Source organism: Streptomyces sp. P9-A2 (assembly GCF_036634175.1).
Lineage (GTDB): Bacteria > Actinomycetota > Actinomycetes > Streptomycetales > Streptomycetaceae > Streptomyces > Streptomyces pratens.
The window spans coordinates 3,780,457-3,801,710 of sequence record NZ_JAZIFX010000001.1 but is presented as its reverse complement, the minus strand read 5'-3'; the positions used below and the strand labels follow the sequence as shown (position 1 = coordinate 3,801,710).

At 69.7% G+C, this 21,254-nt stretch carries 20 protein-coding genes and 1 pseudogene; 14 read left to right on the top strand and 7 right to left on the bottom strand.

Translation table 11 applies throughout. From position 1 onward, the window contains the following. Positions 1-147: 147 nt before the first annotated feature. The 6 genes from V4Y04_RS17220 to ygfZ all read left to right on the top strand — a co-directional run bounded on the left by V4Y04_RS17220 (position 148) and on the right by ygfZ (position 5,514). Positions 148-723 (top strand): FABP family protein, encoded by a 576-nt coding sequence (locus V4Y04_RS17220; RefSeq protein ID WP_332429015.1) that lies wholly within the window; start codon positions 148-150, stop codon positions 721-723. A 411-nt stretch (positions 724-1,134) separates the two neighbouring features. Continuing rightward, positions 1,135-1,728 (top strand): hypothetical protein, encoded by a 594-nt coding sequence (locus tag V4Y04_RS17215; protein ID WP_332429013.1) that lies wholly within the window; start codon positions 1,135-1,137, stop codon positions 1,726-1,728. A gap of 14 nt (positions 1,729-1,742) precedes the next feature. After that, the gene (locus V4Y04_RS17210; RefSeq protein WP_332429012.1) at positions 1,743-3,416 is read left to right on the top strand and encodes an N-6 DNA methylase; all 1,674 of its coding nucleotides are present in this window, start codon (positions 1,743-1,745) and stop codon (positions 3,414-3,416) included. Further along, on the top strand, positions 3,413-4,072 hold the full coding sequence (locus tag V4Y04_RS17205) for a restriction endonuclease subunit S (RefSeq protein WP_332429011.1): 660 nt from the start codon (positions 3,413-3,415) through the stop codon (positions 4,070-4,072). Before V4Y04_RS17210 ends, V4Y04_RS17205 begins: the two co-directional genes overlap by 4 nt. Before the next feature lie 29 nt (positions 4,073-4,101). Further along, positions 4,102-4,539 carry a Fur family transcriptional regulator gene (locus V4Y04_RS17200; protein ID WP_332429009.1) on the top strand — a complete coding sequence of 146 codons (438 nt, stop codon included), beginning with the start codon at positions 4,102-4,104 and terminating at the stop codon, positions 4,537-4,539. Between the two features lie 9 nt (positions 4,540-4,548). Continuing rightward, a complete protein-coding gene (gene ygfZ, locus V4Y04_RS17195; RefSeq protein WP_332429007.1) occupies positions 4,549-5,514 on the top strand; it encodes a CAF17-like 4Fe-4S cluster assembly/insertion protein YgfZ in 966 nt (321 codons plus the stop codon). A gap of 97 nt (positions 5,515-5,611) precedes the next feature. On the opposite strand, the gene dtd is transcribed toward ygfZ, so the two are convergent. Further along, a complete protein-coding gene (dtd, locus tag V4Y04_RS17190) occupies positions 5,612-6,037 on the bottom strand; it encodes a D-aminoacyl-tRNA deacylase (protein ID WP_332429006.1) in 426 nt (141 codons plus the stop codon). A 177-nt stretch (positions 6,038-6,214) separates the two neighbouring features. On the opposite strand from dtd, the gene V4Y04_RS17185 reads away from it, so the two are divergent. The 3 genes from V4Y04_RS17185 to V4Y04_RS17175 all read left to right on the top strand — a co-directional run bounded on the left by V4Y04_RS17185 (position 6,215) and on the right by V4Y04_RS17175 (position 9,555). Next, on the top strand, positions 6,215-6,856 hold the full coding sequence (locus V4Y04_RS17185; protein ID WP_332429005.1) for an RsiG family protein: 642 nt from the start codon (positions 6,215-6,217) through the stop codon (positions 6,854-6,856). Positions 6,857-7,003: 147 nt separating this feature from the next. Then, positions 7,004-8,275, top strand: coding sequence for a GNAT family N-acetyltransferase (locus V4Y04_RS17180; protein ID WP_332429003.1), 1,272 nt, complete (start codon positions 7,004-7,006; stop codon positions 8,273-8,275). 341 nt (positions 8,276-8,616) lie between these two features. Then, complete coding sequence (locus V4Y04_RS17175; RefSeq protein WP_332429001.1) at positions 8,617-9,555, top strand: FadR/GntR family transcriptional regulator; 939 nt, start codon at positions 8,617-8,619, stop codon at positions 9,553-9,555. 88 nt (positions 9,556-9,643) lie between these two features. Here the strand turns inward: V4Y04_RS17175 and V4Y04_RS17170 are convergent, their stop codons facing one another. Next, positions 9,644-9,832, bottom strand: a complete 189-nt coding sequence (locus V4Y04_RS17170; RefSeq protein WP_332428999.1) for a hypothetical protein — start codon at positions 9,830-9,832, stop codon at positions 9,644-9,646. Between the two features lie 164 nt (positions 9,833-9,996). Between V4Y04_RS17170 and V4Y04_RS17165 the strand changes: the two genes are divergently transcribed. The 4 genes from V4Y04_RS17165 (at position 9,997) to V4Y04_RS17150 (ending at position 15,635) form a co-directional block, all read left to right on the top strand. Then, on the top strand, positions 9,997-10,878 hold the full coding sequence (locus V4Y04_RS17165; protein ID WP_332428997.1) for a GntR family transcriptional regulator: 882 nt from the start codon (positions 9,997-9,999) through the stop codon (positions 10,876-10,878). Next, positions 10,827-11,696 (top strand): HAD family hydrolase, encoded by an 870-nt coding sequence (locus V4Y04_RS17160; protein ID WP_332428995.1) that lies wholly within the window; start codon positions 10,827-10,829, stop codon positions 11,694-11,696. The genes V4Y04_RS17165 and V4Y04_RS17160 overlap by 52 nt, the downstream gene beginning before the upstream one ends. Positions 11,697-12,042: 346 nt before the next feature. After that, positions 12,043-14,232 carry a phosphotransferase gene (locus V4Y04_RS17155; RefSeq protein WP_443080036.1) on the top strand — a complete coding sequence of 730 codons (2,190 nt, stop codon included), beginning with the start codon at positions 12,043-12,045 and terminating at the stop codon, positions 14,230-14,232. A 155-nt stretch (positions 14,233-14,387) separates the two neighbouring features. Next, positions 14,388-15,635 (top strand): aminotransferase class V-fold PLP-dependent enzyme, encoded by a 1,248-nt coding sequence (locus V4Y04_RS17150; protein WP_332428993.1) that lies wholly within the window; start codon positions 14,388-14,390, stop codon positions 15,633-15,635. A 550-nt stretch (positions 15,636-16,185) separates the two neighbouring features. Here V4Y04_RS17150 and V4Y04_RS17145 read toward each other — a convergent pair. Together V4Y04_RS17145 and V4Y04_RS17140 are read right to left on the bottom strand one after the other, a co-directional pair. After that, positions 16,186-17,096: pseudogene (locus tag V4Y04_RS17145) on the bottom strand (GNAT family N-acetyltransferase). Between the two features lie 388 nt (positions 17,097-17,484). Continuing rightward, the gene (locus V4Y04_RS17140) at positions 17,485-17,907 is read right to left on the bottom strand and encodes a hypothetical protein (protein WP_332428991.1); all 423 of its coding nucleotides are present in this window, start codon (positions 17,905-17,907) and stop codon (positions 17,485-17,487) included. A 69-nt stretch (positions 17,908-17,976) separates the two neighbouring features. Between V4Y04_RS17140 and V4Y04_RS17135 the strand changes: the two genes are divergently transcribed. Then, entirely contained in the window at positions 17,977-18,600 is a 624-nt protein-coding gene (locus tag V4Y04_RS17135; protein WP_332428989.1) for a TetR/AcrR family transcriptional regulator, read from the top strand. 213 nt (positions 18,601-18,813) lie between these two features. On the opposite strand, the gene V4Y04_RS17130 is transcribed toward V4Y04_RS17135, so the two are convergent. Genes V4Y04_RS17130 through V4Y04_RS17120 form a run of 3 tightly spaced genes read right to left on the bottom strand, consistent with a single transcriptional unit; the run spans position 18,814 to position 21,075 of the window. Next, the gene (locus V4Y04_RS17130; RefSeq protein ID WP_332428987.1) at positions 18,814-20,253 is read right to left on the bottom strand and encodes a hypothetical protein; all 1,440 of its coding nucleotides are present in this window, start codon (positions 20,251-20,253) and stop codon (positions 18,814-18,816) included. Positions 20,254-20,308: 55 nt separating this feature from the next. Then, positions 20,309-20,623, bottom strand: coding sequence for a hypothetical protein (locus V4Y04_RS17125; protein ID WP_332428985.1), 315 nt, complete (start codon positions 20,621-20,623; stop codon positions 20,309-20,311). After that, positions 20,620-21,075 (bottom strand): TnsA-like heteromeric transposase endonuclease subunit, encoded by a 456-nt coding sequence (locus V4Y04_RS17120; RefSeq protein WP_332428984.1) that lies wholly within the window; start codon positions 21,073-21,075, stop codon positions 20,620-20,622. Before V4Y04_RS17120 ends, V4Y04_RS17125 begins: the two co-directional genes overlap by 4 nt. Positions 21,076-21,254 lie beyond the last annotated feature (179 nt).

The following is a 21,254-nucleotide window of genomic DNA, read 5'->3' as shown; positions in this document are numbered from 1 at the left end:
GCTCAAGGAGCATCCCGTGGTTCTCTTCTACGAAGCCCTGCTGGTCCTGGTCGCCGTCGGCGTTCTCGCCTTCACCGGGCTGGCCGTGAAGAAGCTGTACCAGGGCCAGCGCTGACCCTGCCCGACCACGTCCAGGAACTGTCACTGATGATCGAGATCCCGTCCGACCTCCACAAGGGCCTCGTACCGCTCGCCTTCCTGCTCGGCGACTGGGCGGGCGCAGGCGTGCACGACTTCCCCGGCTCCGAGAAGTGCAACTTCGGGCAGGAGGTCTCCTTCACTCACGACGGCCGGGACTTCCTGGAATACGCCTCCCGCAGCTGGGTGCTCGACGAGAACGGCGGCAAGGTACGGCCGCTCGAGTCCGAGCACGGCTTCTGGCGGATCGACTCCGACCGCAAGGTCGAGGTCACGATGATCCGCGACGACGGCGTCATCGAGATCTGGTACGGCGAGCTGGCCGACCAGAAGCCGCAGATCGACCTGGTGACGGACGCCGTCGCGCGCACCGCGGCCGCCCGGCCCTACAGCGGCGGCAAGCGGCTGTACGGCTACGTCAAGAGCGACCTGATGTGGGTCGGCGAGAAGCAGACCCCCGAGGTCGAGCTGCGCCCCTACATGTCGGCGCACCTGAAGAAGGTCGTCACCCCCGAGGACGTCGAGCGCTGGGCCAAGGCCCTGCCCGACGACATGCCGGACGACGGGATCGCCTTCTTCAAGTGAGCCCCGCTCCTTACCGAGCCCTTCACATCCCCCGTGACCGCCGTGGTCCGGGGGGTGTGGTGCGTGGTGTTCCGATGGAGCGATGCCCGCCTGATGAGGGTTAACAAAAAGCGCCGCACAGCAATGCGTTTGTAGTGGGGGACGGGGTGTGGCTACAGTGTCGATGTCTCCGTGGAGCGAGTCGCGGGACTTCGCGAACGCGCGGAGCCCCGGTCGCACTACTTCTGCGACCGGGGCTCCGGATGCTGTGTTCTGGGTGGCTTGCAGTGCAGAGGCGGGCCCAGAACGTTCACCGGCCACACTAGCACAGCGCACACAATGAGGCGCTGGGGGGAAACTATGACCAATCGCCTGCCCGAATGGATGCTGCGCGACCTGTCCTTACCGCGACTGCGACGGTACATTCGCGCCGTGCACGGCGACGCCCTGGCCGCCGAACGCCTGTACTGGTGGAACATCGAGGCATCCGCCGCCCTGCTCGGCCCCTTGCACTGCCTGGAACTGGCGCTGCGCAATGCCCTGCACAACGCGCTCGCGCGGTATCACGGCAGACCGGACTGGTGGATGGTGGCGCCGTTGAACGAGCGTGGGCACAAGCTCGTGAACGATGCTCGCCGCACCTGCGGACGGCGCCTGAGTCGGATTACGCCGGACGACGTGGTGGCGGAGCTGTCCTTCGGTTTCTGGGTCTCGCTGCTCAGCCATGGTTCGGGCTATGACCGGCGCTTCTGGGTGCCCGTTCTGCACTCGGCGTTTCCGCATTACCGCGGACGCCGTGACAGCCTCTACCGTGAACTGACCTCGTTGGTCCTGCTCCGCAACCGGGTCATGCACCACGAACCGGTTCACCACCGGCACCTCTCCGCCGACCATGCCACCATCTACCGAGTGCTCGGGTACCTGAGTCTGGAGTTGGCCAAGGAGTCAAAGGCCATGGACCGGTTCCCGGCCGTGCTTGCCGGCCGGGCGGATGTCCTGCACGGCGCCAGACCGCCGCGATTCTGATGGAGGAAGCGGCTGTGACGGACTTCGACGCACGACGGCCCGGCACGGGTGCTGAAGCGGAGTTCGCCGAGGTGCTCGTCTCCCGGCCCGACATCGCGCGGCTCACGGGAGTCAAACGCCCCGCCGTCACCAACTGGGAGCGTCGGCACGCGGACTTTCCCCGACCTGTGACCGTCGACATCGGAGGCGGCGAAGCAGTCGGCGCCGAGAGCGAGCGATTCCGCGCTGACGAGTTGTTGGCCTGGCTCTCCGGAAGGACCATTGCCGTGAACGCCCTGCGTGCGGGTGAGCCGGCGGGGACGACCTACGGCGACCGGTTCCGCGCGGGCCTGACCGGGGGCATGGCAGGCGGGCTGCTTCGGGCGGCCGTGCGGCTCGCGGGACCGGAAGCGGACCGGCTGCGGGGGCCCATGCCGCTGGACCGATATCTCCTGTGGCTGCTGTACCTCGTCCTGAACCAGGTCGTGGAACCCGGAAAAGGCCTGGCCAAGGCCGTGGACAGCTTCCGCGGGGCGGTACGTGACTACGACCTTTCGGAGAAATTGGTTCCCCGTCATCTACTGGCCACGCTCACCGACACGCTCGGCCGTACCTCCGTGGGCTCCGTACAGGAGGGTCGCGCGGCGTTCGACCACGTACTGGTGCTGTGGCGAGCCGCGCAGGCGCGCGAGGGCGGCGCTTTCTTCACCCCGCCCTCCGTGAGCCGGGTCATGGCCGGGGCGCTGGCAGCCGTACGGCCCGGGGCGGTGCGCGTGCACGATCCGTACGGCCGTACCGGAGAGCTGCTCGTGGCCTACCTGGACGCGGTCGCCACGCAGGCCGGCAGCGCACCGCCCCAGGTCGGCGGCCGGGTGCCCGAGCCCCTGGAACGGCAGGTGGCGGAAATGAACCTGCGGGTCCACCACGGTTTGGCCCTAAGGCTCGGCGAAGGACCGTTCACCCCGGCGCACGACCCCTTCGCCGATCCTCCCGGCGCCTTCGACGTGCTGTTGACCAACCCGCCCTTCGGCCGACGTCTGGAGAACGTGGCGCCGCCCCCGTACTGGACCTTCGGCACTGCCCGACGGACCGAGTTCGACTGGCTGCAGTACATCGTCTCGCGCCTTGCTCCGGAGGGCCGGGCTGCCGTGCTGCTGCCGGCCGGGGCCTCCTTCAACGCCGGTGCTGCCGAGACGGTGCGGGCCGGGCTGGTCGAAACCGGGGCGGTGGAGTGTGTGATCGGGCTTCCTGCCGGGCTCTTCGCGCTCACCGCCGTCAAGACGCAGATCTGGTTCCTGCGAGCAGCCGGCTCCGGGGAGACCACGGATCCCGAGGTGCTGTTCGTGGCGGGTGAGGACCTCGGGCACCGGCTCACCCGGACCCAGTGGGCCCTGACCGATGACGACATCGCACGGTTGGTGGGGGAGTACGTGTCCTGGCATACGACCAGGGCGGCCGGACATCCTTTCCCGGGCACCCCCGGCCTGAGCCGGGGGGTGGCGGTGCCGGACATAGCCGATCACGGTCACAGTCTGGATCCCTCGCTGTATGTCAGGCCGCCCGGCTCGGCCTCGGCCGCCCGTGTGGCCGGTACCGCCGAGACCTGGGATCGGCTGGCGAGACTGACCGAGGAGACCACTGCCCTGCACGCGAAGGCGGAAGCGGCCGACGCTCAGGCGACTCGGTGGCTGAGGAGGTACGGACTGTGACGGCGATCGACGAGTTCGTGCCGCCGGTCGGATGGTCGTGCAGCCCCCTGCGGGAACTCTGCGCGTCCATCCAGTCCGGGCCGGGCCGGCGCGCCGAGGACAAAGGCCATACCCGGGCGAACGGTGGGCTTCCCCTGGTACTGCCCCGCCATCTTGCGGAGCAGCGGATCGTCACCGACACCGAGGAAGCCGCTGCCGGCCCTGCGATCCCCCGGGACCGGGAGCGGACGCTGGTGAAGTACGAGCTGGCCGAAGGGGACATTCTCCTCACCCGGACCGGCACCGTGGGCCGCTGCGCCCTGGTCACCGGGGAACACGCGGGCCGGCTGTTCCACCCCAACCTGATACGACTCAGGCTGCCTGAGTCGAGGCGGGTGTCGGCCGCGTATCTCACCGCTTATCTGAGCGCGACGGCCGCACAGGACTGGATCAGAGCTCGGACGGCCGGCGCGGTCATCCCGTCGCTGAGTATCCGCACCGTGGGCGGGCTACCCGTCCTCGTGCCGCCGGCTGCCGAGCAAGCGATGATCGGTGCCACACTCGCCGCCCTCGACGCCAAGATCCAGGCACATGCCGAGATCGCTCGCGTGACCCGTGACTACCGCAGCGTGCTCGCCGATGCCTTGATGACCGGCACTCTGTCGGCCGAGCCGTGAACCGGCCGGGAGCGCTCTAGACTCGTGGTGTGGTGAGCACCGACTGGAAGAGCGATCTCAGGCAGCGCGGCTACCGACTGACGCCGCAGCGCCAACTCGTGCTCGAAGCCGTCGACACGCTGGAGCACGCGACCCCCGACGACATTCTCGTGGAAGTGCGGAGAACGGCGTCGGGGGTCAACATCTCGACCGTCTACCGCACCCTGGAGCTCCTGGAGGAGCTGGGCCTGGTCAGTCATGCCCACCTCGGGCACGGTGCCCCGACCTACCACCTCGCCGACCGGCACCACCACCTGCACCTCGTCTGCCGTGACTGCACCGAGGTCATCGAGGCGGACGTGGAGGTGGCCGCCGACTTCACGGCGAAGCTGCGCGACACCTTCGGATTCGACACCGACCTGAAGCATTTCGCGATCTTCGGCCGCTGTAAGGACTGTTCCCTGAAGGGTTCAACTACCGAGTCGTAGGCTAGGGGTATGAAGAGCCCTCTGCTGACCCTGCCCGGCGCCGTTCCCGCCGAGGGCGTGGACGAAGGCGTCGCCGCCCACTACGGCGACCTGTTCCGCGAGCAGCGTGCCCTCGCCGAAGGCACCGGCTTCGTCGACCTGTCCCACCGCGGGGTCGTCACCGTCTCCGGGCCGGAGCGGCTGAGCTGGCTGCATCTGCTGCTCACCCAGCATGTCAGCGACCTTCCGCCGCACCAGGCCACCGAGGCGCTGATCCTCTCCGCGAACGGCCACATCGAGCACGCGCTCTACCTCGTCGACGACGGCGAGACCGTCTGGGCCCATGTCGAACCCGGCACCCAGGAGGCGCTGATCGCCTACCTGGAGTCGATGAAGTTCTTCTACCGGGTCGAAACCGCCGACCGCACCGCGGACTTCGCCGTGGTGCACCTGCCCGCCGGTTCCATCGCGGAGGCGCCCGAAGGCGTCGCCGTCCGGGAGACGTCGTACGGCCGTGATCTGTTCCTGCCCCGCGCGGACCTGGAGTCGTACGCCGGGAAGGCCGGGCCGCCCGCCGGGATCCTCGCCCACGAGGCACTGCGGGTCGAGCAGCACCGCCCCCGGCTCGGCTTCGAGACCGACCACCGCACCATCCCGCACGAGCTGGGCTGGATCGGCGGTGCGGTGCATCTGCAGAAGGGCTGCTACCGGGGTCAGGAGACGGTCGCCCGGGTCCAGAACCTGGGCAAGCCGCCGCGCAGGATGGTCTTCCTGCACCTGGACGGCAGCGAGGTCCATCTGCCGCCGGCCGGCACCGGCCTCCGGCTTCTCGACGACGGTCCGGACGGCCGCCGGATCGGCTTCGTCACCACGTCCGTACGCCACCACGAGCTGGGCCCGGTCGCCCTCGCCCTGGTCAAGCGGAACATCCCGGTCGACGCCCGCCTGATGGCCGGGGACACGGCGGCGGCCCAGGAGACCGTGGTCGAGCCCTGATCCGCGTCGGGACCTGATCCGCGTCGTGACCCGATCCGCGGCGGGCCCCGACCCGCGGCGGAGGCGGGTCAGGGCGGATGTGCGGAGGTGACGTGGATCAGATCTCGAGGAGGACGGTGAACGGGCCGTCGTTGGTCAGCGACACCCGCATCCGCGCGCCGAAGCGGCCCGTCGCCACCGTCGCGCCCAGCGCACGCAGCTGGGCGACCACCTCGTCCACCAGCGGTTCGGCGACGCTCCCGGGGGCGGCGGCGTTCCAGGTGGGACGCCGGCCCTTGCGGGCGTCGCCGTAAAGGGTGAACTGGCTGATCACCAGAAGCGGGGCGTCGATGTCGCTGCACGACTTCTCGTCCTGGAGCATCCGCACCGACCAGAGCTTTCGGGCGAGCTGGGCCGCCTTCTCCTCGGTGTCCTCATGGGTGACGCCGACCAGGGCACACAGCCCCTCGCCCTCGATCGCCCCCACCGTCTCGCCGTCCACGACGACGCTCGCGCCGTCCACCCTCTGCACCACTGCACGCATACGTCCATCATGCCGGTCCGCGAACAGCTGCCCGACGGTGGTCCGGGCAGGCCCCCAGGCGGGCTATTTTTACTCCTTACCCCCCATCTGGGGCGGATCGGGAGCACTCGGTCGCACAGCGGCCCTCAGGGGTGACACGATGCCGGCACACACCGGTCGAGGGGACGGTCGAGGCACATGAGCACACCAGGAACCGGGCAGCAGTCCGGGCCTGTCCTGCCGGCCCGGGCAGGGGTGGGGGAACGCGAGTTCCACCGCCCGCCCGCACAGCGCACGGACAGCCCGGCACCACCGCCCGAGGAGCACCCGGGGCCCGAGCCGGCCCTGTCCGTGCGCAGTCTGCCCGAGTTGCGCACGCTGCGCCGCGACGCCCAGCGCGACGAGGCCGACCTCAGCTATGTACGACGGCTGCTCCAGGGACGGATCGACATCCTGCGGGCGGAACTGGCCCGGCGTACACCGGTGGGCGCGTCCTCGGTCACCGCGCCGGCGGAGGCGTCCGTGGTGGAGCGGCTGGCGGAGATCCTGCGGGACACCCCGGTGCGCCGGCCTTCGTCCGCCCGCCATGTGACCCTGGGGACGCCGCAGAGCGAGGAGTACGGACGGCTGGCGGCGGAGATGCTCGCCGAGGTGGAGCTCTCGGACCTGGGTGCGCGTACGGACGGGGAGCTGACGGCCGCGATGGGGCGGCTGGTGGGGTACGAGCAGCAGGTGTCCCGGAGCCGGCAGCTCCTGCAGCGCACCGCCGACGACTGCAGTGCGGAGATCGCGCGCCGGTACCGCGAGGGGGAGGCCCAGGTCGACGACCTGCTGGTGTGAGGCGGGGCGGGGCCGGATGCCGGGCGGGCGGTTTACATCCGGTGACCGGGGCCGCATCCGGCCGGGGCCGAAGCCAGTCGGACCGTGGCCACGGGGTGGTCGGAAAAGCGCGCGACACCTCCTCGGGAGGCGACCTACCGTGAAGTCATGACCCCCAGCACCGGAACGTCCCGCACCGACCTCGACGTACGCCCGATCACCGAGACCGAGTTCGCCGACTGGAACCGGGCCCTGAACATCGGGTTCCTGCGGGAGCCCACCCCTTCCCCGGAGGCTCTTGACGTACGCCGTCTGCAGTTCCTGCCGGGCCGGTCGCTGGGGGCCTTCGACGGCGGCCGCTGCGTCGCGACGTTCCGGTCCTTCCCGCAGGAGCTCACCGCGGTCGGCGGGGCCGCCGTGCAGGCCGACGCCATATCGAACGTCACCGTCAGCCCCACGCACCGCCGGCGCGGTCTGCTCACCCGCATGATGGCGCAGGACCTCGCCGCCGCCAAGGAACGCGGGGACGTCGTCGCGACCCTCATATCCGCCGAGTACCCGATCTACGGCCGCTACGGCTTCGGCCCCGCCACCTGGGCCACCGAGTGGACCGTCGACGTCCCGCGCACCGGTCTCGATCCGCGCCGGTCCCGCCCGGAGGACGGTGGGCGGGTGGACCTCGTGGACGCGGAGGACGTGAGCAAGCTCGGCCCGGAGCTGCACGAGCGGGTGCGCGGGGTCCAGCCGGGCGCGGTCAGCCGGGCCGACCTGTGGTGGAAGACCGCCACCGGAGCCGTTCGCTCCTCCACGCCGTGGAACGAGCCCTTCTTCGCGGTGTACCGCTCGGCGGACGGCGAGGTCGAGGGCATGGTCTCCTACACGGCGGACGACACGTGGGGCGATTCCAAGCAGCCGTTGAACACGGCGCGGGTGGACTGGCTGCTCGCGGTGAGCCCGGCCGCGGAGCGGGCGCTGTGGCACTACCTGTGCTCGATCGACTGGATCGTGAAGGTGAAGAGCGGCTGGCGGGCCCCCGACGACCTGCTCCCGTTCCTCCTGCCGGATCCGCGCGCCGCCGTCGTGACGATGTACGCGGACTGGCTGTGGGTGCGCGTCCTGGACGTCGTACGGGCGCTGGAGGCCCGGACGTACGAGGCTGCCGGGTCGCTGGTGCTGGAGGTGGCCGACGGTGCGGGGCTGGCCGGCGGGCGCTACCGGCTCCAGGCGTCGGCGGACGGTACCGGGACGTGTGCGGCGACCACCGATGACGCCGATCTGGCTCTGGACGTCTCCGAGTTGGCGCCGCTGTGGCTGGGTGACGAGTCGGCGGTGCGGCTGGCGGCGCTGGGCCGGGTCCGGGAAGAACGAGCGGGCGCCGCCCGTGAGGCCGACGCCCTGCTGCGTACGTCCAGGCGTCCATGGTGCCCGGACCTGTTCTGAGCGCTGCCGCGCTCCCTCGGTGTGGCTCTCTCCTCCTCTCCCTCGTCCGGCGGGTGTCTGTGCATCCGTAGCCGTTCTTGCTGTGCTGTTCCTGCTGTTCAGTTGTGGTTGTTGCGCTGGTGCTGACCGACCGGGTTCCCGGCTCCCCTCCGGAAGGGAAGCCCGGTCGGCGGCTCGAGGAGTGGTCCCCACTGTCACCGTGATGGCCAACCTCCTGGGAGGTCCGACCATGTTGCTCAAGTTGGCGACCAACTTCTCTTAAGTTATCTCCGCTTGGATGCGGCTCATAACCACCTTCCATCGAACTGCCAAAAGATGGCGAGAAGTTGTAGGGTTTTGGTGTGGACCCGGAATACGCCCCCGTCAATGGACGGAAGAGGCCTCAGCGGCCACAGAGGACACATCGCGAGGTGGCCGACGAGTTGCGCGCCCGGATCAGGTCCGGGGAGCTGCGACCTGGCCAGCGCATGCCCACTCAGGCGAAGCTCGCGGACGAGTTCGGCGTCGAGCGCGGTGCCGTACGCCAGGCACTGCGCATCCTGCAGTCCGAGCAGTTGCTCACCAACGTCGCCAAGGGTGCCCCGGCGACCGTCGCCGGCCGCCCCGGAGGGGCGCCGACCGGCCCGGGAGCGCCGCCCCAGCCCACCACGGCGGCCCTCACACCCCGTATCGCCGCCGCCTTCGAGGCCGAGCACGTCGAGATCGACGCCGTCTGTCTGACCGCGGTATCCCTCACCCTCGCCATCGGCGAACCGCTGCGCCGGATCCATGCCGGGCGGATGAAACCGGCCAAGGTCGACGTCCGCGTCCTGCTGCCCGGCAGGAACATCGACCTCGCCTTCCCGGTGGCGGTCGGGAGTCCTGACGACGGCCGGGACGGTGACCGTCACGCCGGCCGCGGAGACGACCCCGTGCACGAGCGTTGGCTGGCGATGCGCAACGCCCAGGGGCAGGTGCTCCGGCACAATCTGCTCGCCCTGCGCGCCACCCACGGCATCGACGTGCGGGTCTCCTTCCGGGCGCTGCCCTTCACCCCGCCGGTGAAGCTGTACCTGCTCAACGGCGTGGAGGCGCTGTTCGCCTACTACACGCTGTCCCGCAGCGAGGCGCAGATCGACCAGGAGAACGTTCAGACGTACGACGCGCAGGGCACCCGCTCCGCGCTGTTCGCGTTCGAGCAGGGCGCGGGGATGCGGGACAACGCCTTCGTGACGCAGTCCCAGCTGTGGTTCAACGCGTTGTGGGAGACGATCAGTTCGGAGTTGCGGCTCACGAGCTGACGTCTCCCCGCCCCCTCGGCAGGTGCTCTACGGGTGCTCTACGGGTGCTCTACGGGTGCTCGGCAGGGGCTCGGCAGGCACGGGTGGTTCAGAGTGCGGGCCGAGTCATCAGCAGTGCGAGCAGGACGGCTCCGGCGGAACTGACGCCCGGACTGCGGGCCTTGATGCCGACGGTGAGCAGCAGCAGGCCGATGATGCCGGCGATGCCGTACTTCCATTCGACGTACTGCTCGAGGGTGACGACGAGGACCGCGGAGATGAGAGCGAGGACTGGCACGATGTTCCCCCTTCGTGCTGCTTCGTGCTTTCCTGTGAGCGGAAGCGGAACTTCCGCCAACTCGGTCAAGTTGGTGACCAACTCTAGCTAGGTTGTCCCCACTTGGCAGGTAGTTATAAACAACTCTCAAACAACTCCCCATAGATGGATCAAAGTTGTAGCGTTTGGTCGTGGCCCAGGAGAGCGTCGCAGTGAACGGCAACAGCAGGAACTCGCCCCAGGAAATCGCCGACATCCTGCGCGAACGTATCCGCGCCGGGGAGCTCAGGGTCGGCGAACGCCTGCCCACCCAGGCCGAGCTCGCCGAGGAGTTCGGCGTGGAGCGCGGGGTCGTCCGCCAGGCACTGCGCGTTCTCGCGGACGACGGTCTGCTGAGCAACGTCAGCAAGGGCAGCCCGCCCCGGATCGCCGAACCGGCCCCGGCGTCGGACGAACCCCAGCCGACCATGGTCGGCCTCGCCCCCCGTCTCACCGAGGCCTTCTCCGCGGCGCACGTCCGTATCGACGTCGTGTCCCACACCTCCGAGACGCTGATGGTCGCCGTCGGCGAACCCGTCCGGCTGATCCACGAGGGCAGACTCCGCCCCGAGTCGATCGAATTCCGCGTTCTCCTGCCGTCCCGGACCATCAACCTGGCCTTCCCCGTCCTGGTCGACGAGAACGCCGACGGCGACGACCCGGTCCACGAGCGCTGGCTGCAGATGCGCAACGCCCAGGCCCAGGTGCTCCAGCACAACCTGCAGGCCGTCCGCCACACCCACGGCATCGACGTCCACGTCAGGTTCCGTGCCCTGCCCTTCACTCCGCCGATGAAGCTCTACCTGCTCAACGGCCAGGAAGCGCTGCTCGGTTACTACATGCTCGCCAGGCGCGAGGAGGAGTGGGGCACCCAGACCCTGGACATGTACGACGCCCTCGGCTCCCAGTCCCTGCTCTTCTCCTTCGCCAAGCAGGCCGGACAGCGGGACCAGGCGTTCGTGGAGGAATCCCAGAAGTGGTTCGACGCCCTCTGGGAAACCATCACGACGGACCTGACACTCTCCTAGTGACTTCTGATGCGACGCAGACCGAACCAGTGACATACGAGACCGAGAACGACCGGAACGAGCGGAACGACCGGAACGACCGGAACGACCGGAGGGATCTCAACAACTCGGACGAACTGAACGACCTGAACGGCCTCATCAGCGGCGCCCGCGTCGTGCTGTGGGACTTCGACGGGCCCATCTGCCGCCTGTTCGCCGGCCACTCGGCGGAACGGGTGGCGACGGACCTCGTCGAATGGCTGGAGGGCCGGGGGCTGCACGGGCTGCTCACGGAGCCCGAACGCGAGTCGCTGGACCCGCACGCGGTGCTCCGCGCCGTCGACCGCAGGCACCCGGGCAGTGACCTGGTGGCCGAACTGGAGGCACGGCTCACCCAGGAGGAAATGCTGGCCGCGTCCTCGGCGTGGCCCACCGCCTACGCCGACCCGTTGATCCGCACCTGGACGGCGGTGGGCTCCCGGCAGGCCATCGCGACGAACAACTCTCCCCACGTGGTCCGCAAGTACCTCGCCGACCGCGGCCTGCTCGGCTGCTTCGCCCCCCACATCTACGGCCGCACCCAGCAGCTCAGCCGGCTCAAGCCCGACCCCCACTGCATCAACCGCGCCCTGAACGCCATGGGCGCGGCCCCGGCCTCCGCCCTGATGATCGGCGACACCCCCTCCGACCTCCACGCCGCCCGGGCGGCCGGCGTGCCCTTCCTCGGCTACGCCCGCAACGAGGAGAAGGAAAAGATCCTGCAGGCCGCCGGCGCCACCGTGATCCTGTCCTCCCTGGAACCCGTACTCGACCGGATCCGCGCCGCGCCTCAGGCCTGAATCATCAGCAGGGCGAGCAGCACGGCGGCCCCCACGACAAGCCCGTCCCGCCGGGTCCGTGCCCGCACGCCGATGAGAAACAGGAGCACCGGACCGGGACCCTGCTTCCTGTAGCATGCCCGCACCGACTGAGCCGCACCCCCTGAGCACATGCTCTTCGGCGCTCGTTTCAAGAGGCTGACAAGCCAATCTCCGACGAGTTCGCGCGGTCCTCACGCAGAGCGGTGGCACACCACCGAGTGCGCTCGGCGCGCTGCTCCGTCGCGCGCCGTTCATCATGTGTGATACCGGCCTCGTGCCTTCCGTTTGCCATGTCGTGACTCCCCTCGCACTTCCGGAGCAGTCAGTGGGCGCATCTTCCCGTCCCCGTCCCGCCCTCGGGGAACATCCCGCGCCCTCACCGGGATACCGCACCTTCGTCGATCTGGCCGCGCGGGTGGGTCAGGCAATCAGCGGTCACCACAACCAGAACTACGTCATGCCGGTCACACCGGCCATGGCGAAACCGCTGGGCCGTGAGGTCGGTACGTCCGTGACCGTGCGAATCCGGCGTGCCGACACGCTGCCGGTGGTGATCAGAACCTGGCAGAACGAGCAGGAGATCCTCAGCGCGATCAGAGGCACCCTGCCGTACGTGCCGGAGGTCCTGGCCAGGGGCCACGGCTTCGCGGTCCACAGTTATGTGGAAGGAGTCCCGCTCTCCAGCGTCTGCGGAAACGGTAAACCCGTTGACTCCCTGCTCGTCCAGGAACTGGCCCGGCTCCTGGCCGGTATGGCGCTGGTGCGCCGCAACGGGCTTCCTCCGCTGCCGCCTGTCTGGCCCCGCAACGACATGGACAGTCAAGGCTTTCTGCGCACCCTGACGCATCTCGCGGATCAGCAGGTCAGAGATCCCAACTGGCCTTCTTTCGGCGGACTGTTCGTGGCCCTGGGCATTCCCGAGGACGCCCTGCTCAGACTGGCCGAGCGGATTCCCGTCATGGCGCGGCGACCGTACAGCCTGCTCCATGCCGACCTGCACCGCGACAATCTGATCCTGTCGTACGCCGGTGACCGGCCGCCCGTCTGCGTCGACTGGGAACTGGCGACCTACGGTGATCCGCTGCACGATCTGGCGACTCATCTGGTGCGGATGCGGTATCCGGCACATCAGTTCCCCGAGGTGGTGGAGGCATGGGCGGGCGCCATGCGGGAGGTCCGCCCGAACGCCGTCAACGGCCTGGGCAAGGATCTGCGCCACTACCTGGCCTTCGAGCGCGCCCAGTCCGTGTATCCCGACGTCATGCGGGCGGCGCGGTCCCTCGAGGAGTCGTTCACCCAGAACAGACTGGACGAGGCGACGGAGGAGGTGCGCAGGGCGTTGGAGGAGGCTGCCGAACCGCTGCGGCTCGGGAGCGTGCCGGGGGAGAAGGAGGTCGAGCGGGCGCTGTTCCGCTGGCTGGCGGCCCGGGCCGGTGAGAGCGGCGCCGGCCGCAGCCTGAGGGCCAGAGCCTTCGCCTGGCAACCGGACCGGCGCCTCGAGCAGCCCGCGGACTTTCCTGATTCCGCGGTGCGCGATGCGTTGGCGCTCGAGGGAGCGGCTCCGGCGAGCCGGGTGTTCAAGGGGACCGCGCACCTCAATTCGGTGGTGCGCGTATCGGGTTTCGACCGCCCCGTGGTCGTCCGGCGGAAGCTGCCCGAGGAGTACCGAAGGGAACGCAGCGTTCTCAGCGAGCACGCCGTCCTGCGGGCCATCGAGGAGGCGTTCGTCCCCGTGGCCGCGCCCAGGGCCCTGGCGCTGGGCGTCAGCTATCCGGAGGATCATTTCGCCATCCACACCTACGTAGGGCCGGACGATATCGGCCACCCCCCGAACCACCCGGTCAACGGCCTGCTGCCGCACGAAGCGGACGGTCTCGTGGACCAGCTCCGCGCCCTGACACGGGTGGACTACGGACAACTCGATCCGCTGGCGGGGACGAGGGGTTTCTACCGCTGGCTCAAGGACCAACTGGTCCTGCTGGTGGCCGAACTGCCCGAGAGATCACAACGGCTGGCACGACATCTCGGACTGCCGGACGCCGACCGCCTCGACCAGATCCTCTCCCGCCACACGGTGAGCGACCGAAGGCCCTCCCTGCTGCACGGTGATCTCAACCCGTGGAACCTCGTACGCAGGGACGACGCCTTCGCGCTGACCATCATCGACTGGGAGATGGCCCTGGTCGGCGACCCTCTCTACGACCTGGTGCGCCATATGCACCTGACGCCCACCCGCCCGGAGATCCGCGACCGGATGTTCCGCCGCTGGGAACGACGGCTGCCGTCCGAGTACACCCGTGACTGGCAGAAGGACTGGCAGGTGTACCGCCTGGTGGAGATCGTGCGCTCCGCCTACATCGACCTCGACCGCATCGTGACCGGGGCCAGCCTGGACGCCCCCAACGTCCAGCGCGCGGTGGACTCGTACGCGATGACGCTGGCGGCGGCGACCGGCTCGCTCGGCCTGCCGACCCGTTCCACCGCCAATCCCCGTCTTGCCCGCGCCCTGGTGTAGGTGGAGCATGACTCTTCCGAAAGCCGCTGCGCGCGCCTCCTGCCACCAGTCCGAGTCATCCCGTGTCCTGGGCTCCTGCTCCTGCTCCTGGGCTCTGATGGCTGCCGGTGCGAGGCTGTACTCGAGGCCCCTCCCGGGGCCCGGAGGGGAGTCATGTGAGCGAGACCGAGGTCACCACCGCACCGCGCCCCCTGCTGCTGGCCGACGGCCGGCCGGCCCTCCACGCGTGGTCACTGGACCCGGCCCTGCGGCACCTCAACCACGGTTCGTTCGGGGCGGTCCCGCTGGTGGCGCAGGAGCACCAGCAGCGGGTGCGGGAGGAGATGGAGAGCGCGCCGGTGGTCTGGTTCCCCGCGCTGCCGCAACGGCTCGCGGAGGCCAGGATCGTCCTCGCCGCGTTCCTCGGGGCGGACCCCGGTGACCTCGCCCTGGTGCAGAACGCGAGCGCCGGCGCCAGCGTCGTTCACGCCGGCCTCGAGCGCCGCCACGGCGGGGAGATCGTCGTCACCGACCACGGCTACGGCGCCGTCACCATGGGCGCCGAGCGTCTGGCACGCCGCTGGGGCGGCCGGGTCCGTACGGCCAGGGTGCCGCTGGACGCGGACGAGGAGCAGGCGTACGAGGCCGTCGCCGCCGAACTGAGCGACGCCACCGACCTCGTGGTCGTCGACCAGATCACCTCGCCGACCGCCCGCCGCATGCCGGTGGAGCGGATCGGCGCCGAGACGCGGCGGCGCGGTGTCCCCCTGCTCGTCGACGGCGCGCACGCGCCGGGGCTGATCGCCGCCCCGCTCGCCGGGACGGCCTGCGACTTCTGGGTCGGCAACCTGCACAAGTGGGCCTGCGCGCCGCGCGGCACCGCCGCCCTGGTCGCCCGCGGCCCGCAACGGGACGACCTGTATCCGCTGATCGACTCCTGGGGGGCCGAGGACCCGTACCCCGACCGCTTCGACCAGCAGGGCACGATCGACGCCACTGGCCCTCTCGCCGCCGCCACCGCGATCGATTTCGTCGAGAGCACCTGGGGCTGGCCCGCCGCCCGCCGCTACATGGACGATCTGGCCGGTTACGCCGAGCGGACCATCGGCGCCGCGCTCGCCGCGCTGACGGGCTTCGACGGCCCGGTGGACGTCGGCATGCCCGTGCCCGGGATGCGGCTGGTGCGGCTGCCCGAGGGCCTGGCCGACAGCCGCGTCTCGGCCGACGCGCTGCGCGACCGGGCGGCCGGGGAACTGGGGGTGGAGGCCGCCTTCACCAGTTTCGACGGCATCGGCTATCTGCGGCTCTCCGCCCACGTCTACAACACCGCCGAGGACTACGAGTACTTCGCCGAGCACTGCGTTCCGATCATCGGGGAATGGGCCCGCGCGGCTCGCGCCCGGCAGCGGCACCGCGCTTCCTGAACCCTCTGTCCCTGGCATCACACCCGCGTCCCGGCCCCGTCCGGATGTTCCACAGCGAGTCCGCCGGCCGTCACGTCGTCCGGAGCCTTGTCCTGATTGCGGCCCTCGGATCCGGCGGCGCGCTCCTCGCCTGCCGGGCGAGCCGGTACGCGTCGGCCTCCCGTATGAGTTCCTGAGCACGGATCCGAAACAACTCGAAGTGCATGCCGCTCACCACCGTTCCTGACGCCGGGCCCTCCGCCCGGCCCTCCCGAGGCTGCGGCCTCACCCAAGGTGAAGGTCAACCACCGGCGCCCGCACCGCCGGGACCGTCACCGACCTGGAGCGGCTGTACGAGGGCTCGTAACGTCCGTCCCGGCTCGGGCGGGCAGGTCGGCGATGAGTAGGGGGATCTCCTCGACCGGCTCCCCAGGTGGTTCGGCGCGGCCACCGACTGAGCGCCGCCCGGCCCGCCCGGCCCGCCCCGACCGGTCGGCCGACCGACCGGCCGACTGACCGATCGGTCACGGGACGGGCGGATCGAACAGGTCCAAGACCCTCACCCGGGCGATCACTCGGCGCGCCGCACGTTCGCCGGTTCTCGACCAGCTTCCGGTGCGGCACACGAGAAGTCGTACGCGGCCCAGTCGGCGAGCGTGCGATAGCCGAGACGCTGGTAGAGGGCGTTGCTGGTGAGGTTGGACAGGTCCGCGAACAGCACGACGTCCCTCGCGCCCGCGGCCGGCGCGGCCCGGCTCACCTCCGCCGCCACGGCACCCGCGTAGCCGCGTCCGCGCAGGTGGGCCGGGGTGTAGACGATGTCCACCTGGATCTGGCCGCCGATCAGCGGGTTCATGCCCGCGATGGAGACGGGGTGCCGTCCGGGGTCTCCCAGAGCGTGTAGCGCTTGTCGGCGAAGCGGGTGTCGGCCCAGGTGCCGGCGTCGATGGAGACGTCTTCCCCGACGGCCTTGGCGAACTCGCCGCACCAGAACATGACCTGTTCGAGGTCCTGCTCGCCCAGGACGCGGCCCCGGCCCGACGGCAGCGGCTCCGGTGGGGTGAGTGTGCCGAGGCGGTACAGACGGAGCCGCGTGTCGCGGAGTTCCGGCGTCGCGCCGGTGTGCCGCTGCCAGGCCTCGGCGAAAGCGGTGGCGGTGCTGTGGTCCGCGCTGACCGACGGAAGGGAGTGCCCGAGGGCGGCCAGACGGGCGGCGAGGGAGTCGGCCTGCTCGGGCGTGAGCGGAGAGAGGCCGAGACCACGGGGCGGGAGGCGGAAGAAGGTGGCGTGCACCTCACCTGCTCGCTCCAGCAGGCCGAAGACGGGGGCCTCGGTGCCGAACGCCTCCGCCCCACGCGCTCGCACTCTCTCGGCCCAGGTCAGCTGCATGACGTGCGGTCCGGGCCGAGAGCGCAGAAAGTCTCCGGCTCGGGCGAGGAACTCGTCGACGTCCTGGGTGAGGTACCAGCCATCCGGTCGCATGCTTCATGGTTCCCCGGGCTGGAGGTGCACCCCGTGGTTTTCCGCCAGGACGAGGAAGTACACGTGGGGTCTCGGGACCAAGCCGGACCCGGCCCCGCGCCTCGGCTCGCCGGGGCAGAAGGCCGAACGCGAACGACTCGGTCGAGTGGCCAGGGCACCACTGGTCGCGACCGAACGTTGCGGGAGGCGGCCTGGCGGAGGGCGGCTTGCCGCACAGTTCGTCCGGAACCCGCTCACTTCACCGGACAGATCAGGCGGGAACCGGCAGATGTGCCGGGAACGGACACCTGCCGTACTCGTGTCCGGTCTCGCTGAAGATGGGGCAGGGTGAGTGCCTGACCTGGGGTGCCTCAGTTTGAGTGAGACGGGGGCGGGGCGGCTGTCTCGCTCAATCCGAGGCGTCGCGCTGAGTGTTCGAGGTCATCTGCATAGGGGCAGCGGCGATCAGCAGTGCGGCGAACATGATGGGGGCGGCTGTCTGATACCCGATCCAGACTTCACCCCCGGCGCTACTGCCCTGCCGCGCCATCAGGAGGCCGGTCAGGGTCGTCAGCACCCAGCCACTGTCGTAGGCAATCATGAGCCGCGTGTAGGTGCGCATCGACCGGCTGTGCGTGTATCTGATCTCGATGCCGCCGCCGATCAGCAGGGCCACGCCTGAGGCGACCATCAGCCAGGCCGGCGTGCCGAGTAACCGGCCGAGCGGGGCAGCGCCGGCGATGTAGACAGCGGCGAGCAACACCTTGAAGGTGCCATCGGCGATGGCCCCCACGGTCTGGCGGGTCACCCGCGATGCCACAACCTGGGTCATGAGCGTCCTCCTTGAAGCTTGTCCCGATTGGTTTCATAACGAGATTACGGCAATAATCAAACTATGAGAATGACGAGAGCGGAGGCCAAGGAACGCAACCGCCGAGCCTTGCTGGACGCTGCGTTCCAGGTCGTTTCCCGGGACGGGTACCGGGCCAAGCTTGATGAGATCGCCGAACGCGCCGACCTGACCACCGGCGCCATCTATTCACTGTTCGGGAGCAAGAACGGCCTGGTGGTCGCTTTGGTCGCCGACTACCTGCGGCCGTACTACGAGGAGATCGAGCAGGTGGCTCCCGCTGGGCTTGATCTGCTGGAAGCTGTCGACGCTTTTGCCCGGTACTACCGGCGCAGTTGTGACGCCCCGGACGCGCTGTCTCGCCTCTCGCTCCAGATCACCTTGCTGGACATGGCTCTGCATGACCCAGAGCTGGGGTCCCAGCTCGCCATGTCCATCCGGTCGCAGGAGGACCATCTGATCGCGCTGTTCACCGGAAGGTCGCACAACGGAAGTGTTGTGACGTCACAACAGGCACAACGCCTGACCACCGCCCTCAGGGCACTGTTCGTAGGCCTTAGCCAGGGCGTTCCCCTCGGCCTTGCGTCTGGTGCCGACGAGCAGTACTTCGCCGACACTGCCCGCGCTCTGGCATCCGGGATGTCTCTCCTCGATCACGATGCGGATGCTTCGTGATGGTCAGTCAGGATGAGGCGTCTTCGGGTTCACCGTCGTGAGTCAGATCTGCGACGGCTTCCACCAAGCCGACAAGGCCGTTGCGGAGCCAGGGGAGCGTGATGCCTCGGGGGCGGTGGTCCAGGCGGAAGGCTTGCTCGAACTCGATCTGAGTGAAGCCGGTGAGGTGCGCGACTCTGCGTTCGGTCTCCGGCCGCTGCGCCAGGGAGATGATCAGTTTCGTGAACCTGGCGGTCTGGGGGAAGTTGGCGGCTCGGTGGAAGCGCTGCGATCGGATCCGGCCGCCGACACCAGCGCGGCGTACTTCTCGTTCGGGCTCAGCGGACGGTCCGGCATCAGCGGGTCCCGCAGACCGTCGTGCGGTCTCGTCTGCCAGACGGCGACGGCCCACTCCTGTAAGAGTTCCTGGAGTTCGTGGATGGACCAGGCCGCCTGCGCGGCCGGGTCCTTGCCGCGCATCTCGGCGCTGCGGCCGGTGTAGCCGGCCACGTACTGGGCGAACATCGTCGCGACCGAGCCCAGCATCCGCTCGATGTGCGGTTTGTCGGTCGGGGTGTCGGGATGTGCGGGCTGGAACGAGATCCCCAAGTGACGACAGGCATTGCGGAAGTTGTTCGAGATATACGCCTTCCCCCGGTCGCTCACCACCGTCTCCGGGACGATCACCGGCTTCGCGGCAGCCTTGGCCAGCCGCTCGTCCAGCGGCAGCAGCGAGGCGTAGGGCAGCACCGACCGGGACATGCGCAGCGCGTCCGACCAGCCGGGCCGGACCGGTTCCGGTGTCATCGCCCGTGCCAGCAGCAGCGCGGCGTCGACCGCCTTCGTCGACGGCCGCAGCACCACTGCCGCCAGGGTTCTCGTCGCCAGGTCCACCAGCCCGGTCAGTTCGCAGCGGTCCACCGTCCCGTCGTCGTGGACGACCAGCACGTCCAGCGGCGTGGAGTCGATCTCCATCACCTCGCCCGGCCGCACTGCCGCCAGCTGCCCGAACATCCGCTTCGGCTGCTTGCCCAGCGAGCGGCGGGTGCGGGCCGAGCCCAGCAGATGCCGTCCCGTCGAGACCGCCTGAAGCAGCCGGTAGAACGCGGCCCGCGACGGCATCGCCACCGTCCCGACGCCGTGCTCGTCCGCCAGCAGGCGCTCGACCTGGCGCCGCAGCACCTGCGCGGACACGGTCGCCTCATCGGTCCGGCTGCTGACGACCTTCTCGATCGCCGCCACCACCCGCGGATCGGCCCGGCCCGTCCCCGTGGAGGGCTTGACCAGCCGCCGGTCCACCAGCCCCGCCACCCCCTCGCGCTCGAAACGGGCGCGCAGCCGCTGGAGCGTGCTCAAGGCCACCTCCTCGCCGGCCTCCCGGAGTTCGGCGACTTTGGCCAGCTCCCGCTGACGCACCGAGCGCACGTCCGGGTCGTACTCGGCCCTCACCGGCGTGCCGTGATCGGCATCCGGACGGCCCGTCATCAGCTCGGTCAGGTGCCGATGCCACCACCGGACCCGCTCGGCCTCCTCCGCAGGCAGGCCATCCAGCACCCCCTCCTGTGGCAACGGCGGGCGGGACGGACCTGTGCCGAGCACGGCGAACCCCTCGGAGGCCAGCAGATGACCCAGCAGCACCACGCTCGCCGCCTGGGCATCGTCGACCAGCCTCACCGCCGTTCCATGCAAGGCCACAACGCTGTGCTCGCGCCCCTCGTAGCGGACCCGGTCACCCAGCGACAGAAGCCGCGGACGCGCCGGCACCGCTCTCCACCTCCCTCACCGCGACGGGTGCCGGATGCACCAGCGTCGCCGCAGACAACCGCTCGCCCACCAGATCCACGGCCAGCTCCCGTCGCCAGAGCAGATGGAAGAGCACCGGCAGCACGGCGATCGGATCTCCGACCGCCCGGACCCCGGCAAGCAAGCCCTGTGACTGGGCGAACACCGCCCGCAGACACTCCGCGACCGGCTCACGCCGCACCCTCGGATGCCGGTAGCCCGACAGCCAGCGCAGATTCGCCGCCAGTACCGGATCGATCAACCCGACCCGCAGCCGACCCGGACGCAGGCCACGGTCGTGGCCGCGAACTTCGCCGCGTCCTCCGCCTCGACCAACTCGTCCGGACGCACGTCCAGCACCATCGCCCTGCCGTCCCGACGACGTACGAAATAGTCCGGCGTGTGCCTGATCCGCCGACGCACGCCGGGGTACCGCCACGACAGCCGAAACGGCTGGGAAGCCACCCCGATCACCTCCGGGTCGGCATCCAGCCGCAGCAGATGGCTGAGCTCCACCCACGACTCGTAACCCACCAATTCGGCGCTGGTCGCAGCCCAGTACCAGCCGGGGAAATTGCGCTGCCCCCGGTACGACGGAAACCCCCGAACCTGCCCGACCGCCTCGAAGCACACAGGCCACACCACCTCCAGCGGCCCACCATGTGACTCGCCCCGGCTGTCGACGTACTCCAGCCAGAAGTCCCCTGCCTCCACCAGCCACCCCCACTCGGCGTGCTGACCAGCCGTAACGACCGTAGAAGGCAGAGCGAACCGCTGCCTCAGGTTGACCGAGACACCGCACCGAATGCCCGAGATTGAGCGAGACGTGTGACCGGATGCCTCACAAAGACCGGGACTGCCTCAACTGCACGGAGACGGGACACCTGCCGTAC